The 14350-nt window shown below is 66.9% G+C and carries 17 protein-coding genes; 5 read left to right on the top strand and 12 right to left on the bottom strand.

Translation table 11 applies throughout. The features are described from left to right. Nucleotides 1–16: 16 nt before the first annotated feature. Together ETC07_RS02540 and ETC07_RS02535 are read right to left on the bottom strand one after the other, a co-directional pair. Nucleotides 17–1069 carry a proline racemase family protein gene (locus tag ETC07_RS02540; RefSeq protein ID WP_136246916.1) on the bottom strand — a complete coding sequence of 351 codons (1053 nt, stop codon included), beginning with the start codon at nt 1067–1069 and terminating at the stop codon, nt 17–19. Further along, nucleotides 1066–2241, bottom strand: coding sequence for a zinc-binding dehydrogenase (locus ETC07_RS02535; protein ID WP_136246915.1), 1176 nt, complete (start codon nt 2239–2241; stop codon nt 1066–1068). The genes ETC07_RS02540 and ETC07_RS02535 overlap by 4 nt, the downstream gene beginning before the upstream one ends. Before the next feature lie 303 nt (nt 2242–2544). Between ETC07_RS02535 and ETC07_RS02530 the strand changes: the two genes are divergently transcribed. Both ETC07_RS02530 and ETC07_RS02525 read left to right on the top strand, forming a co-directional pair. Continuing rightward, nucleotides 2545–2727: a hypothetical protein gene (locus ETC07_RS02530; RefSeq protein ID WP_136246914.1), complete on the top strand. Its 183-nt coding sequence runs from the start codon at nt 2545–2547 to the stop codon at nt 2725–2727. Between the two features lie 7 nt (nt 2728–2734). After that, nucleotides 2735–3010: a hypothetical protein gene (locus ETC07_RS02525; RefSeq protein WP_136246913.1), complete on the top strand. Its 276-nt coding sequence runs from the start codon at nt 2735–2737 to the stop codon at nt 3008–3010. 22 nt (nt 3011–3032) lie between these two features. On the opposite strand, the gene ETC07_RS02520 is transcribed toward ETC07_RS02525, so the two are convergent. The 6 genes from ETC07_RS02520 to ETC07_RS02495 all read right to left on the bottom strand — a co-directional run bounded on the left by ETC07_RS02520 (nt 3033) and on the right by ETC07_RS02495 (nt 8980). Further along, complete coding sequence (locus ETC07_RS02520) at nt 3033–4148, bottom strand: pyridoxal phosphate-dependent aminotransferase (RefSeq protein WP_136246912.1); 1116 nt, start codon at nt 4146–4148, stop codon at nt 3033–3035. Between the two features lie 512 nt (nt 4149–4660). Then, nucleotides 4661–5407, bottom strand: a complete 747-nt coding sequence (locus ETC07_RS02515) for an RNA methyltransferase (RefSeq protein ID WP_136246911.1) — start codon at nt 5405–5407, stop codon at nt 4661–4663. 178 nt (nt 5408–5585) lie between these two features. Then, nucleotides 5586–7235 (bottom strand): chaperonin GroEL, encoded by a 1650-nt coding sequence (groL, locus tag ETC07_RS02510; protein ID WP_136246910.1) that lies wholly within the window; start codon nt 7233–7235, stop codon nt 5586–5588. Between the two features lie 58 nt (nt 7236–7293). Continuing rightward, nucleotides 7294–7587 (bottom strand): co-chaperone GroES, encoded by a 294-nt coding sequence (locus ETC07_RS02505; protein WP_136246909.1) that lies wholly within the window; start codon nt 7585–7587, stop codon nt 7294–7296. 203 nt (nt 7588–7790) lie between these two features. Continuing rightward, nucleotides 7791–8309 carry an FxsA family protein gene (locus tag ETC07_RS02500; protein WP_136246908.1) on the bottom strand — a complete coding sequence of 173 codons (519 nt, stop codon included), beginning with the start codon at nt 8307–8309 and terminating at the stop codon, nt 7791–7793. A 392-nt stretch (nt 8310–8701) separates the two neighbouring features. Further along, the gene (locus tag ETC07_RS02495; RefSeq protein WP_136246907.1) at nt 8702–8980 is read right to left on the bottom strand and encodes a ComEA family DNA-binding protein; all 279 of its coding nucleotides are present in this window, start codon (nt 8978–8980) and stop codon (nt 8702–8704) included. 215 nt (nt 8981–9195) lie between these two features. On the opposite strand from ETC07_RS02495, the gene pyrF reads away from it, so the two are divergent. Further along, a complete protein-coding gene (gene pyrF, locus ETC07_RS02490) occupies nt 9196–9897 on the top strand; it encodes an orotidine-5'-phosphate decarboxylase (RefSeq protein WP_136246906.1) in 702 nt (233 codons plus the stop codon). 2 nt (nt 9898–9899) lie between these two features. On the opposite strand, the gene lapB is transcribed toward pyrF, so the two are convergent. From lapB to ETC07_RS02475, 3 genes are read right to left on the bottom strand one after another with little or no spacing between them, the layout of a single operon-like run. Beyond that, nucleotides 9900–11084 carry a lipopolysaccharide assembly protein LapB gene (gene lapB / locus ETC07_RS02485; protein WP_136246905.1) on the bottom strand — a complete coding sequence of 395 codons (1185 nt, stop codon included), beginning with the start codon at nt 11082–11084 and terminating at the stop codon, nt 9900–9902. A gap of 2 nt (nt 11085–11086) precedes the next feature. After that, nucleotides 11087–11392, bottom strand: a complete 306-nt coding sequence (locus tag ETC07_RS02480) for a lipopolysaccharide assembly protein LapA domain-containing protein (protein WP_136246904.1) — start codon at nt 11390–11392, stop codon at nt 11087–11089. Between the two features lie 54 nt (nt 11393–11446). Further along, nucleotides 11447–11800, bottom strand: a complete 354-nt coding sequence (locus tag ETC07_RS02475) for an integration host factor subunit beta (RefSeq protein WP_276605470.1) — start codon at nt 11798–11800, stop codon at nt 11447–11449. A 188-nt stretch (nt 11801–11988) separates the two neighbouring features. Here ETC07_RS02475 and ETC07_RS02470 point away from each other — a divergent pair, with 188 nt between their 5' ends. Beyond that, nucleotides 11989–12282, top strand: coding sequence for an FAD assembly factor SdhE (locus tag ETC07_RS02470; protein WP_136246902.1), 294 nt, complete (start codon nt 11989–11991; stop codon nt 12280–12282). Beyond that, on the top strand, nt 12242–12640 hold the full coding sequence (locus tag ETC07_RS02465) for a hypothetical protein (RefSeq protein ID WP_136246901.1): 399 nt from the start codon (nt 12242–12244) through the stop codon (nt 12638–12640). The genes ETC07_RS02470 and ETC07_RS02465 overlap by 41 nt, the downstream gene beginning before the upstream one ends. Nucleotides 12641–12759: 119 nt before the next feature. Here the strand turns inward: ETC07_RS02465 and nadB are convergent, their stop codons facing one another. Next, on the bottom strand, nt 12760–14346 hold the full coding sequence (gene nadB / locus ETC07_RS02460) for an L-aspartate oxidase (protein WP_136246900.1): 1587 nt from the start codon (nt 14344–14346) through the stop codon (nt 12760–12762). Between the last annotated feature and the right edge of the window lie 4 nt (nt 14347–14350).

Raw genomic sequence — 14350 nt, 5'->3', positions numbered from 1 at the left:
AGGCCGGCGCGCAGGTTCAGGACACGGCGTCCTGGTGGGACTCGAGGATATGATAGACGCTGTCGTCGCGCAGCATCGGGTCTTCGGGGTTGAGGACGATGTCCGAGTGGGCGAGCACGAAGGCCTTGCCGGTGATGGTGTTTTCCACCACCGTTTGCTGGCCTTCCTTCCGCGTGCCGGTGAATTGGCCGATGAAGCCGGTCTCACGCAGCGAGACGGTCTCGAGCCGGTCCCCAGGGCGCAGGCGTCCCTCGTGGTGCATCAGCGCCAGGCGCGCGGAGGTGCCGGTGCCGGTGGTGCTGCGACAGATCACCCCGGGGTGCACGTAGGTGGTGGAGCGCGAGCGGTAGAAGCCATCGGCCACCGTTTCTTCCGGCCCCATGAAGTGCAGGAAGGGCAGTGGCCCCACGTCGCCCAGGGTGTAGTGGGTGAAGCCGCGCTCGGCCTGCAGGGCCTCGACGATGCGGTAGGCGCACTCGGACAGCGCGCGCTCCTCCTCGCGAACCAGCGAGAAGCCGAGCTCGGTGGCGTCGACCAGGGCATAGAAGCCGCCGCTGTAGGCCACGCTGTAGGTGACGTTGCCGATGCCCGGCACCCGGATGGTATGGCGATAGGTGTCGATATAGCTGGGCAGGCCTTCACAGGTGATCGCCTCGACCACGTCGTTCTCGACCCGCGCCTCGATCTGCACGAGCCCGGCGGGGGATTCGAGCTGGAAGTGCTGGCGCCCCTCGCGCTTGGGCACCAGGCCGGCCTCCATCACGGCGGTGGCGGTGCAGATGGTGTTGGAACCGGAATAGATGGGGTAGCCCATCACCTCCATGATGATGTAGCCGGCCGCGGCTTGCGGGTCGCTGGCCGGCACGATCAGGTCCACCGACATCTCGGGGATGCCATAGGGTTCGTCGAGCAGCAGCTTGCGCAGGCCGTCGGCGTTGTCGCGCAGATAGTGCATCCGCTCGCGTACCGTGGCACCCGGCAGTGCCTCGATGCCGCCCAGCACGATGCGGCTGACATCGCCGCCGGCATGGGTGTCCATCAGCCGGATCTTGAGTTCAGGGTGGCTCATGAGGATCCCTCGAGGGAGAAGGGCGCACCGTGAACGTCCCACTCGGCATCGGGGACGATCACGATCTTGCCCAGGTAGTGGCCGCCGCGGTTGACGAAGTAGTGTTCCGCGGCATGCAGATCGGAGAGCCTGAAGGCGGCGTGCAGCACCGGCTTGAGCCGGCCCTCGCGAATCCATGCCACCAGCTGCTCGGCCTCTTCCCGTGTGCCGTGGGAGACGCCGAAGATCTGCACCTGATACAGGTAGATGCGCGTCCACATGATCTCGCTGACATTGCCGCCGCTGGCGCCGGCGATGGACAACCGGGGATGGCTCGAGCGGGCCGCCATGTCGAAGATCATGGCATCGATGAAGCGGTCGGTCATCTCGCCACCGACCAGGTCCATCACCGCATCGATCGGTTGGCCGCCGGTCACGTCCTTGACCCGGGCCTCGAAGTCGCCCATGTCGGAACGGTCGAGCACCGCCTCGGCGCCGAGTGCGAGCAGCGCGGGGGCCTTGTCCTGCTGGCTCAACGCATAGGGAATCGCGCCCACCACACGGCACAGCTGAATCAGTGCGGTGCCCACGCCGCCGCTGGCGCCGGTGACGAGGATGCGTTCTCCCGCCTTGACGCCCGCCGCCGTCACCATATGGTAGGCGGTCTGATAGGAGCACATGCCCATGGCGGCCAGTTCGGCATCCTTGAGCTCGGGGTTCGCCACGTGATGGAACTGCGCCGAAGGCACGGCGATGTACTCGGCGAAGCCGCCGTCGGCCCCGTGGCCATAGTAGTCCGGGGTCAGGTTGAGGTCGCGCCGGGCGTCGGCATAGAGGTTGAAGTCGAGCAGCCCGCGTTCACCGTGGCGAGAGGCGTCGACGCCGTCGCCCACGGCGACCACCCGCCCGACCACATCGGCGCCCTGGATGCGCGGGAAGGTCAGGGTCGGTGACCCCCCCATGGCGAACGAGGTCACGTCGCCTTGCTCCTTGGTCGGGTAGAGGCCCTCGCGCGCCTTGCGGTCGGTGTTGTTCTTGGCGGTGGCGGTGACCTTCACCAGCACCTCATCGGGGCCGGGGCGTGGCGTGGGCACGGCCTCGTCGAAGACCAGCTGGTCCGCGTCGCCGTGGCCGATCAGCCGCATGGCGGCCATGGTCGTGGGGATTTTCTCGGGCAGGGACGCGTCGCCCATCGGCTAGCTCCTCGTGTCGGGGGGATGTTGCGTGACGATAGCAAAGACATCGGGTCGTACCATCCCTGGTTTTTTCCGATTTGGCGTCGTTTCAAGGGGGATTTTTTCGTGCGTTACCGGAGGCATGGCGGCCTGCGTCGGTCGGCACGATGGGTGTGGCAAGGGTGTCGGTCGCGTGGCCTTTGAGGCCTGGGTCACGCCGTGGTGTTGTCGTCATGAGACGCCGATGTTGCCGTTATGCCACATGGTAGGGCCGCGTGACTTCGCTATAATGGCGGCATTCAACCCGCCCTGGAGGCTTCTATGACACAGCGTTTCCTGATGCCCGCGACCCTGCTGATGGCGGCGCTTTTCCTGGCCGGCTGCAGTTATACGCCCGCGCGCATCGATGCCGAACCACTGGTGGAATTCGGCGATCATCATGACCATGAACGCCATGATGGCGGCTTCTGCCCGCCTGGGCAGGCGAAGAAAGGGCGCTGCTGAGATGCGCATGCCGCGGCGCCGGCGAGGCGCCACCGCGGCCCTGGGGCTGGCCGTCGCCCTGCTGGTGGCAGGCTGCAGCTACACCCCGGCGCGGATCGATACCGGGCCGCTGGTGGAGATCGGCGGCCACCACTCGGATCACCGGCACCGCGAGCGTCATGAGCCGCGCCACGAGCATCGCGGCCACCGCCACCACCGCCGCGATCGTGACCGTCATCATCGGCGCCACCGCGATCACCGCGGCTTCTGCCCGCCCGGGCAAGCCAAGCATGGCCGCTGCTGAGCGGCCTCCTGTTCCGCGTGTCTCAGGCCGTCCGGCCTTGCTGCACGACCCTTTCCAGCGCCTGTAACCGGCCCGGCACCAGGGCATCCTCCACGGCGGTGATGCGCAGCACATGGCCGAGTGCCGGATGGGCGGGGCGTGCGATCAGCTTGCCTTCCCCCAGCAGGTCGGCGTGCACGCGCTTAGCGAGGGTCTCGCTCGACAGGCGGATGCCGATGAAGTTAGTGGCGCTCGGCAGCACATCCGCTCCCAGGGATTGGAAGTGCGCGGCCAGCCGCTCGCGCCGTTCGATCACCTCGCGGATATGGCGATCGACCTCCTGGGGATGATCCAGCACCACTTCGGCGGCGGCCTGGGTGAGGGTCGAGACGGCGTAGTGGATGCGAACCTTCATCATCATGGCCAGCGTCTCGGGCTCGGCGATCGCGTAGCCGATGCGCAGCCCGGCCAATCCCATGGCCTTCGATAGCGTACGGCAACGGATGACGCCGGGAAGCGCCCGGGTGAAGGATGGGTCGGCGGCGTCGTCGCGGAAGTCGTGGTAGGCCTCGTCCAGCAGCAGCCAGCAGTCTTCGGGCAGCGCCTCGCGTAGCCGTGCGACGTCGTCTGCTTGATAGGGGTGGCCGGTGGGGTTGTCCGGGTTGGCCAGATACACCAGTCGGGCCGCTTCTCGATGTGCGGCCGCCGCCAGGGCGTCGAGGTCCGGGGCGAGGTGCTCGGCGTCTTCCCGGTAGTCGATCTCGATCAGCCGGCAGCCCTGGCCCCGGGCGAAGTAGCCGAAGGTCGGGTAGGTGCCGGCGGAGGCGACCACCGTCGTGCCGGCCGGTGCGACGCAGCGCAGCACCAGGGCCAGCAGGCTGTCGCAGCCGGCATCCACCAGCAGGGTGTCGAGGTCGAAGCCATGGCGGGCCGCCAGGCGTTCGCGCAGGCCCAGCGCCTCGGCGTCGCCGTAGCAGGTGACGTGCTCGGCCATGGCGTCGCCGAAATGGGCGCGTAGGGCGTCATGGGGCATGTCGAGCCCCTCGTTGGACCCCAGTCGGTGGGGCAGCGCGTGCCCCAGGCGTCGTTGCAGTACCCAGAGGCCGGGGAGGGGATTGTCGGGGCCGGGTTGATAGAGATGGTCGGCGAAGCGAGGCATGGGATCTCTCTCGATACACGGTGGGGGGCCGGAGCCTGGCCGCGGGAGGCCCGGCTCGTTGCTATCGAATGAGGTTACCGGCCAAGCCGGTGGTTCTTCCAGTCATGGCGGCTGGCGAACGGAAAAATGCCACGACGCAATCCGGCGTGGCAACATCCTTCCTGCTTCCTTCCTGGCGTTCGGGGCGTCCCTGGCTGGGCGAGTGGCAGTGTCCGTTGCCGGTGTCCCTGTTGGGCCCTTGCATCATCGCCGCCTGGCATGACGGTATCGTGAAGAGGCGGTGACGATTCGATGGCGGCCTAGGCCCTGTCCGAAAACTGGCTGCGCTCGGCCATACGGCGTTAAACATCGACTCAAAGACCTCATTGTCACCCCGCAAACTCCGTCTTTTGACGAGCGACCTCCTGTCACTCGCTCTTCGAGCAGCAGAGCTGCCCAAATCGGCCATCCCTGCCGATTTGTCGCCGAGTGTTTGCTTGCCTGGCCTTCGCTCACCGACTTGTCAGAAAAGCCTAGGGCGCCTTGCCGGGGTCGGCGGGGTCGCGTTCCAGCGAACTCAGCAGGCCGCGCAGCAACGAGAGCTCCTTGCGCGAGGGCTGGGCGCGGGCGAACAGCGCCTGCAGCTGCTCCTCGGTGCGGGCGTGGGGCTGGGTGATGAAGCCGCTTTCCTGCATCACGCGGGTCAGGTGGTCATGGAAGTGCCCTAGCTGCTCCCGGGTCGGCGGGCGGTCATGGGCGGGTTTGGCCGGGCGGAAGCCGCTATCCGGGCGCTGGCGCCAGGCGCGGAAGGCTTCGTAGGCCAGCACCTGGACGGCCTGGGAGAGGTTGAGGATGCCGTAGTCGGGGTTGGCGGGGATGCTGGCCTGATGACTGCAGCGGCGAATCTCGTCGTTGGTCAGCCCGAAGCGCTCGCGGCCGAAGACCAGGGCGACCGGGGCGTCGGCCGCATGATCGACCAGCGACTCGGCCATCTCGGCGGGCTCGTCGAAGTGGGGCAGGGGCATGCTGCGCAGGCGGGCGCTGGCGCCGATGACCTGAACGCAGTCGTTGACCGCTTCCTCCAGGGTGTCTACCACCCGGGCGGCCTCGATCACGTCCTCGGCGCCGGCGGCCAGACGATTGGCCTCGGGGTCGGGGAAGCGACGCGGGTTGACCAGCACCAGGTCGGTGAGCCCCATGGTCTTCATGGCGCGCGCCGAGGCGCCGATATTGCCGGGGTGGTAGGTCTGGACGAGGACGATACGAATGTTCGACAACATAGATAAAGAGACTGAGACATAAGAGGAACGGGAAAGGCGTTGGCGCGGTGAGCGACATTGACCGGGATTCTACAGTGTCTGGCTGCGGGCTTCTTGCATAAAGAAACCCCCGCCGGTTGCCCGGCGGGGGTCTCGATCAGGCTAGGCCGTTAGGCGTGCCTAGGAGGAGCGGGGTGGCTTACATCATGCCGCCCATGCCTCCCATACCGCCCATGCCGCCCATGTCGCCGCCACCGGCGGAGTCCTGCTCGTCCGGATCGTCGGCGATCATGCACTCGGTGGTGATCATGAGGCCGGCGACGGAGCCAGCGGACTGCATGGCGCTACGCGTGACCTTGGCCGGGTCCAGCACGCCCATCTCGAACAGGTCGCCGAACTCGCCGGTCTGGGCGTTGTAGCCGAAGTTACCTTCGCCATCCTTGACGCGGTTCAGGATCACGGAAGCTTCCTGGCCGGCGTTGGTGACGATCTGGCGCAACGGGGCTTCCATGGCGCGCACGGCGATGGCGATGCCGTGGGTCTGGTCCTCGTTGTCACCCTTGAGGCCGGCGACCTTGGTCAGCACACGGATCAGGGCGGTACCACCGCCAGGCACCACGCCTTCCTCGACGGCGGCGCGAGTGGAGTGCAGGGCGTCTTCGACGCGAGCCTTCTTCTCCTTCATCTCCACTTCGGTCGCGGCACCGACGCGGATCACGGCGACACCGCCGGCCAGCTTGGCGACGCGCTCCTGGAGCTTCTCGCGATCGTAGTCGGAGGAGGTCTCCTCGATCTGGGCGCGGATCTGGTTGACGCGGGCCTCGATGTCACCGTCCTGGCCGGCACCATCGATGATGGTGGTGCTTTCCTTGGACATGGTCACGCGCTTGGCGGTGCCCAGGTGGTCGAGGGTGGTCTGCTCGAGATCCAGGCCGACTTCTTCGGAGATCACGGTGCCGCCGGAGAGGATGGCGATATCCTGCAGCATGGCCTTGCGACGGTCGCCGAAGCCCGGCGCCTTGGCGGCCGCGACCTTGACGATGCCACGCATGGTGTTGACCACCAGCGTCGCCAGGGCTTCGCCTTCGATGTCCTCGGCGATGATCACCAGCGGCTTGCCGGCCTTGGCGACGGCCTCGAGGGTCGGCAGCAGCTCGCGGATGTTGGAGACCTTCTTGTCCACCAGCAGGATGAACGGGTCTTCCAGTTCCACGGCCATGGTGTCCTGGTTGGTCACGAAGTACGGCGACAGGTAGCCGCGATCGAACTGCATGCCTTCCACGACGTCCAGCTCGTCTTCGAAGCCGCGGCCTTCGTCGACGGTGATGACGCCTTCTTTACCGACCTTTTCCATCGCCTCGGCGATGATCTGGCCGATGTTGGTGTCGCCGTTGGCGGAGATGGTGCCGACCTGGGCGATGGCGTTGGTGTCGGTGCACGGCACGGCCAGCTGGCTGACTTCCTTGACCGCGGCCTGGATGGCCTGGTCGATGCCACGCTTGAGGTCCATCGGGTTCATGCCGGCGATGACACCCTTCAGACCCTCGTTGACGATGGACTGGGCCAGCACGGTGGCGGTGGTGGTGCCGTCACCGGCGACGTCGGAGGTCTTGGAAGCGACTTCCTTGACCATCTGCGCGCCCATGTTCTCGAACCGGTCCTTGAGTTCGATTTCCTTGGCCACGGAGACGCCGTCCTTGGTCACGGTCGGCGCGCCGAAGGATTTTTCCAGCACCACGTTGCGGCCTTTCGGGCCCAGGGTGGCCTTGACGGCGTTGGCCAGGGTATCGACACCCTGAGCCATGCGGGTGCGGGCATCGCTGGAGAACTTGACTTGTTTCGCTGCCATTTTCGTAGATTTCCTGTGAGTTCGTGAACGTCGGTTTCGAACGGGTGGCGGTCTCGGCTCAGCCTTCGACGACGGCCAGGATGTCGGACTCGCTCATGATCAGCACTTCTTCACCGTCGATCTTCTGCTTTTCGACGCCGAAGCCATCCTTGAAGATCACGCTGTCGCCGACCTTGACGTCGAGCGGGCGAACGTCGCCGCTGTCCAGAATCCGGCCGTTACCGACGGCGAGCACTTCGCCACGTGTCGGCTTTTCCTGGGCACTGCCCGGGAGCACGATGCCGCCAGCGGTTTTCTGTTCTTCTTCGACGCGACGGATGACGACGCGATCGTGCAAGGGACGGATGTTCATTGCTCACGTTCTCCTGAGGGTTTGCTGTGCCGGAACATCGCTGTCCGGCGTTTTCATCATCAACCCGCAGGCTTGGCTGCGGGGTGAAGGCGTCTGCCTTCCGTGGGGATGGTTCCGGCGGGCCGGAACCGAAAATCGTTGCTGTCGGATAGGTGGGGCTGGCCAGTAGGCTTTCAAGCCCCTGGGCGAAAATTTTTTGCCGCTCAGCCGCGCCGTTCGTCGTGGCTGATGAAGTCCCCTTCCAGCGGTTGGTCGGTGTCGTCGTGGGTGGACGAGCGCCGGGTCGTGTCGTGGGGTTCGCCGGCTTGCTGCCAGTCGGCATCGCTACCCTGGCGTGCCTGATAGGCGCCACCCTGCATGTGCACGCCCTGAACGCGCATGCCGAGCCGGCTCAGTAGCTTGCCGAGCAGGCGGCGGGCATCGGGGATCAGGCACATGAAGCCCAGGGCATCGGACAAGAAGCCTGGCGCCATCAGCAGGGCCCCGCCGAAGATCAGCGCGGCCCCGGTGAGTAGCTCGCCGGACGGCAGCTCGCCGCGGGCCATGCGCTCTTGGGCGCGGGCGAAGGTGGCGACGCCTTCGCGACGGATCAGGTGCAGGCCCAAGAAGCCGGTGGCCAGCACCAGCAGCAGGGTGGTCAGCAGCCCGATATGACTACCGACGGTAAACAGCAAGACGAAGTCGAGCAGGGCGAAGACGGTAAAGAGGGCGAGAAAGGGCATGATGACTCCGCGTTGACGAATGAGGCAGAAATGGGGGCAGACAAGCGAGAAAACAAGCCTCGATCGCCGGGCGGGAGTACGCCGTCGTCATGTTCGAGATAGGCGATACCAGGGGCGCCGCCGGTGGTGACGGCTCCAAGGGTCGACGAAGCGTGATACGGCATCGAAAGCGCCAGCCGGTGAGCCGGCCGTAGGGGGCGATGGTCGGAGACCGAAAGCTGATGGTGAGGCTCGACGCGGTGTGGCGTGTCGAGAGTGTGTCACAGGATGTCGCTACGGAGCCCGGGAAGGCTCGGCGATATCGCCGCTAGAACGGCAGTGATTGAGGCGTGGTGGGTGACGGCGGGCTCGAGGGCCGAGCACCGCCGTCGGGTGGTGGCGGGCCATCGGTCTCAGAAGGTGACCTGATCGGCGAGACCCTCCACGGTCATTTCGCCGATGCCGCTGACGCGGGCCAGGTCATCCGCGGATTCGAAGGGGCCGTTGGCCTCGCGGTTCTCGACGATGGCGGTGGCCTTCGTCTCGCCGATGCCCGGGAGCTCGCTGAGCAGGGTGGCGTCGGCGGTGTTGACGTTGATCGGGGCGACCTCCTGGGCGAGGGCCGGGGCGCTCAGGCCGAGCAGCAGTGTCATGCCCAGGATGGCGAGTGGTGTCTTGAGGTGCATCGTCATGAGGCGAGTCTCCCTGTGAGATCGAAGCGTGTCGGTAGCACTTGCTGCGCCGCTACCTGCTTTCAAGCTAGTGCCCGTGCCTGCTCTCGGGAGTGAGCCATCTGCCCGTTCGGGCATCGGCGATCGCGATCGCTCGCGGTGCGATATCTCCCCATGCGCCTCGGGGGTTGGCTGATATACTGTGCGGGTTCAATCCGCTGCCAGGAGCCTTGCCCGTGTCCACCGCGTCTCCCCTGATCATCGCCCTCGATTATGCTTCGTTGGATGCCGCCCTGTGCATGGCCGACCGGCTCGATCCCGCCCGTTGTCGGCTCAAGGTGGGCAAGGAGCTGTTCACGCGCAGCGGCCCCGATGTGCTCGAGGCGCTGCATGGGCGTGGTTTCGATGTGTTCCTGGACCTCAAGTTCCACGACATCCCCAATACCGTGGCGGGGGCGGTGCAGGCCGCCGCAGAGCAGGGCGTCTGGATGGTCAATGTGCATGCCGCCGGTGGCGGGCGAATGATGGAGGCGGCCAAGCAGCGGCTGGTTCAGAATGCCCTGTCGACCCACCTGATCGCGGTCACGGTGCTGACCAGCATGGGGGCAGAGGACCTCGCCGAAGCGGGCATCGGCCTCTCGCCCGCCGAGCAGGTCGAGCGGTTGGCGGCACTGGCGCGTGACAGCGGCATGGACGGCGTGGTGTGCTCGGCCCAGGAGGCCGCACGGCTGCGCACGCTGTGTGGCGATGACTTCCTCAAGGTGACGCCGGGGATTCGCCCGGCCACGGCGGCCATCGGCGATCAGCGGCGGGTGATGACACCGGCGGCGGCCATGACGGCGGGCAGCACCCATCTGGTGGTGGGGCGCCCGGTGACCCAGGCCGAGGATCCCATGGCGGCGCTGGCCGCCATCGAGGCCGAGCTGGCGGCTGGCTGAGGCTATTCGCCTTCGATGCCGGTGATGGGTTTGGTGGTGCCCCAGCTGTGGCAGCGGGGGCATCGCCATAACAAGGGTTCGCCGCTGAAGCCGCAGCGTTGGCAACGATGACGTGGGCGGGCCTTGAGCAGCGTGTGGGTATGGCGTTGGAGCAGCTCGATGCGCGGGTTGTCGTGGCCACCTTCCTGCTGCAGGTAGAGCCGAATCAGGTAGTCCACGCCGCCGAGGCTCGGAGAGCGCTCGAGCTCGCTGGTCAGCAGTGCCAGGGAGGCTTCGGGATCGCCATGTTGGCGACGCAGCGTCTCCGCCAGCATGGTGATGACACTGGTGTAAGGGGCGATCTCGCGCAGCGATTCGAGGGCGTGGATCAGGCCTCGTTCGTCGTCGAGCAGCCGGTAGGCGCGGCCCAGAGGCTCGAGCAGGGTCGGCACGAAACTCTTGTCCTGCTCGGGGATGCGCTGCAGCAGGCGGATCGCCTGACGGTACTGGGCGGTCTCCAGGGCCATGTCGGCGAGCAGCAGGTTGGCGCGCACGCACTGTCGATCGGTGGAGAGGGCCTGTTTGAGGTGGCGCCGGGCCAGCACGGGGCTCGCCGAATGTCGTTGTTGCTCGGCGATCTCGCATAACCAGTGGGCGGCGGCGCGGCGTACGTCGTCGCTTTCCTTCACCAGCGTGGGCTGGGCCACGTCCAGGGCCTGTTGATACTCGCCTTCCCGCTCGAGCAGCTTGACCAGCAGTTGGCGGGCGGCGTGGCGGTGCTCGCCGCTCTGACTGTCCTTGATCAACGCATGCAGCAGCCGCTCGGCCCGGTCGAACAGGCCGAGCTGCAGGAAATCGCGTGCCAGCTCCAGCTGTACCCGGTCGCCCTGTTCGTCGCTGAGCGTGGGGCGGGCCAGCAGGTTCTGGTGGACCTTCACCGCCCGATCGGCCTCGTCGCGCGTGCGGAACAGGTTGCCCAGGGTGATGTGCGTCTCGATGGTATCGCTGTTGACCTCCAGGGCGCCGATGAAGGTCTCGATGGCACGATCCTGCTGGTCATTGAGCAGGTAGTTGAGGCCCACGAAATAATCGCGGGCCAGCGTCGACGAGCGGGACGAGGGGGCGGTGGCCCGACGTTCGCGGCGGCCGAGCCACCAACCGATGGCGACCGCGACCAACAACAGGGCCAGCAGCAGGACATCGGTCATGCTCAGGACAGTTCCTTCATCTCCTGGACGCGCAGCTTGTCGAGTTCCTTGCGCTGCTGCTGGTTATGGCGCTGGGCGCGGGTCAGCAGGGTGCGCAGGCGCAGATAGACGCCGCCCATGGCGAGCATGCCCAGCAGTACCCCGACGACCAGGCTGGCCAGCAACCACACGGAGAGCGATGCCGACGGCAGTTCGATCCAGATCAGGTTGAGGGGCAGTGCCTGTTGATTATTGACGGCGAAGAGGATGCCGGTCAGCAGCACCACCAGCAGGATGATGGCCAGGAACAGGCCTTTGAGCCAACGCATGTGTGAGTCCCCGTGTCGTGTGGGATGAGAGGGAAAGGCGGCCGGAGGCGCCCGTCAATAACCGAGGGCGCGGCTGGCATCCACCTGCTCGCGCAGTTCCTTGCCGGGCTTGAAGTGCGGCACGAACTTGCCATCGAGATCGACGGGCTCACCGGTCTTGGGGTTGCGGCCGACGCGCGGCTCGCGATAGTGCAGCGAGAAGCTGCCAAACCCGCGTATCTCGACACGACCGCCGTCTGCCAGGGTGTCGGTGATGTCATCCAGGAGCAGCCGCACGGCGGCTTCGATGTCCTTGACGGGGAGTTCGGGCTGTCGCGTGGCAATCTGTTCGATCAGTTCGGACTTGGTCATCGGCTCTCTCCGTGCTGTCCTGATCCGGCGGTGGGGCGCAGGGCGATCGTTTCTCAAAGCATACTGTGCAACTTTCGATAAAACAACGCACTAGCCTTTACACGCAAGCAGCGTGCCGTCGTCGCGTCGGGGGCAGTGTGGGTCGCCGTCGTGTAGCGGTAGATGAGCAAGGTGACGGGCGGGCTGTCGAGGGTGGATGGCTCGGGTATACTGTGGACACACTCATTGGATCAACGAGGCCGATCTTGAACGATGATTCGTCCGCGGCAGCCACCCTTCGCAAGCGCCTCTACTGGCACTCCCGACGTGGCATGTGGGAACTCGACCTGCTGCTGATTCCTTTCCTCGAGCAGCGTTACGATGGACTCGACGAGCACGATCAGGCCGTCTATCGGTCGCTGATCGACGAGGAGGATCAAGACCTCTTCGCCTGGCTGATGCGTCGCGAGTGGCCCGAGGATCCCGAGCGCCGTCGCATCGTCAAGATGATCGTCGAGCATGCCGAGAGCACCGATAACGATCACTATCGTAACCTCTAGACTGGCACTGCTCGCCCAGGGCCTGGCGGCCTTGGGCGTGGTGGTGGTGCTGGCCCGGCATGCGCCCGGGTGGGCGACGCTGCTGGCGGCGGGGCTGCTGGTCGCGGTGGTGGCCGATGCGGCACGACGACGCCCGCAAGGGGTGCTGCGATGCGAGCCTCGTGAAGGGGCGGCGCCGCTGGCCACCTGGCGGGGCGAAGTCGGCATGGCCTGGCAGGACATGCCGCTACGCTGTGACTACCTGGGTCCGTGGCTGATCGGCCTGCGCCTCGCCGAAAGGCGGCTCTGGCTATGGCCCGACAGCGCCGACCCTGAGGCCCTGCGCCAATTGCGCAAGGTGCTTCATTCCCTTCCTTGAGCCGCGTGGGCCAGCCCCGCGGCATCTCTCCGGCCTGCTGTGTTGGGCCCGCTGCGTATCGATGACGCCGGGATGACTGCGTGTGGCTCGCCCCGTGACGGGCGACGGGGCGTGGCGCCTCAGTCGACCGTCGGCGCCGGGTCGTCGAGGTGGATCCGCGAGGGCCGCGGTGCCGGATTACCATGCGTCGGGCAGTCGGGATTGAAGTGCAGGCCGCGGGACTCGCGGCGTGCCTGGGCGCTGGCCACCGTGAGGCGGGCCAGGCGAAGGGCGTGCCACAGCCGGGCATGGGCGATGCTGGGGGCGGTCTCGGCGCGGTGTGGCGCCAGCTGTTCGGCGAGCTCGGCGAGGCGCCGCGAGGCGCTTTCCAGCCCCGCATCATGGCGCACGATGGCGACCTTCTCGCTCATGATCGCGCGCACCTCGGCGAGGTATGTCTGGGATTCTGCCGCCGGCAAGGGGGTGGCGCCGGGACGCCAGGGGATGAGCGGCGCCTCCTCGAGCGGTGTGGCATCGCGCAACTTCCGGGCACAGCTGCGGGCGAAGGCCAGGCATTCCAGCAGTGAGTTGCTGGCCATGCGATTGGCGCCGTGCAGGCCGGTGCCGGCCACTTCTCCCACCGCATGCAGGCGCGGCACCGTGGTGGCGCCCTCGAGGTCGGTGCGCACGCCGCCGCAGCTGTAGTGGGCCGCCGGCACGACCGGAATCGGCTCGGCGGCGATATCGAGGCCGCGCGCGGTACAGTGAGCGTGGATGGTGGGGAAATGATGGCGAATGGCGGCGTCGCCCAGGTGACGTATGTCGAGCCACACGTGAGTGTGGCCGCCGCGTTGCATCTCGGCGTCGATGGCGCGGGCGACCACGTCGCGGGGGGCTAGCTCGGCGCGTGGATCGATCTCGGGCATGAAGCGCCGGCCGTTGGCGTCGAGCAGTCGTCCCCCCTCGCCGCGCACGGCTTCGCTGATCAAGAAGGGGGCGCCCTCGGGATCGAAGAGACAGGTGGGATGAAACTGCTGGAATTCCAGGTTCATCAGTTCGGCGCCGAGCTCGGCGGCCATGATCATGCCTTCGCCGCAGGCCGGGGCGGGGCTGGTCGTATGGCGGAACAGGCCGCTGGCGCCGCCGGTGGCCAGCACGGTATCGGCCGCCAGTAACTCGACCCGCCGGCCGTGCTCGTCGAGGCAGCGGGCCCCGCGACACTGGCCGGCGCTATCGCCGATCAGGCCGATGGCGGTCAGGTCGCTGCGCAGGCGGATGCCGGGATGACGCGTGACGTGATGATGCAGGGTCTCGACCACCGCGCGCCCGGTGGCATCATCGGCATGGATGATGCGGCGCGCGCCATGGCCGCCTTCCCGGGTCAGGTGATACGGGTAGCGGGCCGCCGGGTCATCGTCGGGGGTGAAGGGCACGCCGAGTGATAGTAGCCAGTCGATGGCGGCGGGGCCTTGTTCGATGGTGAAGCGCACCGCGGCCTCGTCGCACAGGCCGTCGCCGGCGACCAGAGTGTCGGCGACATGCGCTTCGACATCGTCGTCCGGCGAGAGCACGGCGGCGATCCCGCCCTGGGCCCAGCGGCTGGCCCCGAAGGCCTCGCGGGAGGGCTGCAGCAGTGTCACGGGGCGCCGGTCGGCGATTTCCAGGGCCAGTACCAGTCCGGCGATGCCGCCGCCGATGATCAGGGTCTCGTGGGTGCTGTCGGGCATGGGG

The organism is Halomonas borealis (assembly GCF_004798905.1).
Classification (GTDB): Bacteria; Pseudomonadota; Gammaproteobacteria; order Pseudomonadales; family Halomonadaceae; genus Halomonas; species Halomonas borealis.
This window is presented reverse-complemented; position numbering and strand designations above follow the sequence as displayed.

Excerpts from the sequence above, each read along its gene's own strand:
- ETC07_RS02540 (WP_136246916.1), bottom strand. The coding sequence starts at position 1,069 with ATGAGCCACCCTGAACTCAAGATCCGGCTGATGGACACCCATGCCGGC.
- ETC07_RS02535 (WP_136246915.1), bottom strand. The coding sequence starts at position 2,241 with ATGGGCGACGCGTCCCTGCCCGAGAAAATCCCCACGACCATGGCCGCC.
- ETC07_RS02530 (WP_136246914.1), top strand. The coding sequence starts at position 2,545 with ATGACACAGCGTTTCCTGATGCCCGCGACCCTGCTGATGGCGGCGCTT.
- ETC07_RS02525 (WP_136246913.1), top strand. The coding sequence starts at position 2,735 with ATGCCGCGGCGCCGGCGAGGCGCCACCGCGGCCCTGGGGCTGGCCGTC.
- ETC07_RS02520 (WP_136246912.1), bottom strand. The coding sequence starts at position 4,148 with ATGCCTCGCTTCGCCGACCATCTCTATCAACCCGGCCCCGACAATCCC.
- ETC07_RS02515 (WP_136246911.1), bottom strand. The coding sequence starts at position 5,407 with ATGTTGTCGAACATTCGTATCGTCCTCGTCCAGACCTACCACCCCGGC.
- groL (WP_136246910.1), bottom strand. The coding sequence starts at position 7,235 with ATGGCAGCGAAACAAGTCAAGTTCTCCAGCGATGCCCGCACCCGCATG.
- ETC07_RS02505 (WP_136246909.1), bottom strand. The coding sequence starts at position 7,587 with ATGAACATCCGTCCCTTGCACGATCGCGTCGTCATCCGTCGCGTCGAA.
- ETC07_RS02500 (WP_136246908.1), bottom strand. The coding sequence starts at position 8,309 with ATGCCCTTTCTCGCCCTCTTTACCGTCTTCGCCCTGCTCGACTTCGTC.
- ETC07_RS02495 (WP_136246907.1), bottom strand. The coding sequence starts at position 8,980 with ATGACGATGCACCTCAAGACACCACTCGCCATCCTGGGCATGACACTG.
- lapB (WP_136246905.1), bottom strand. The coding sequence starts at position 11,084 with ATGACCGATGTCCTGCTGCTGGCCCTGTTGTTGGTCGCGGTCGCCATC.
- ETC07_RS02480 (WP_136246904.1), bottom strand. The coding sequence starts at position 11,392 with ATGCGTTGGCTCAAAGGCCTGTTCCTGGCCATCATCCTGCTGGTGGTG.
- ETC07_RS02465 (WP_136246901.1), top strand. The coding sequence starts at position 12,242 with ATGCCGAGAGCACCGATAACGATCACTATCGTAACCTCTAGACTGGCA.
- nadB (WP_136246900.1), bottom strand. The coding sequence starts at position 14,346 with ATGCCCGACAGCACCCACGAGACCCTGATCATCGGCGGCGGCATCGCC.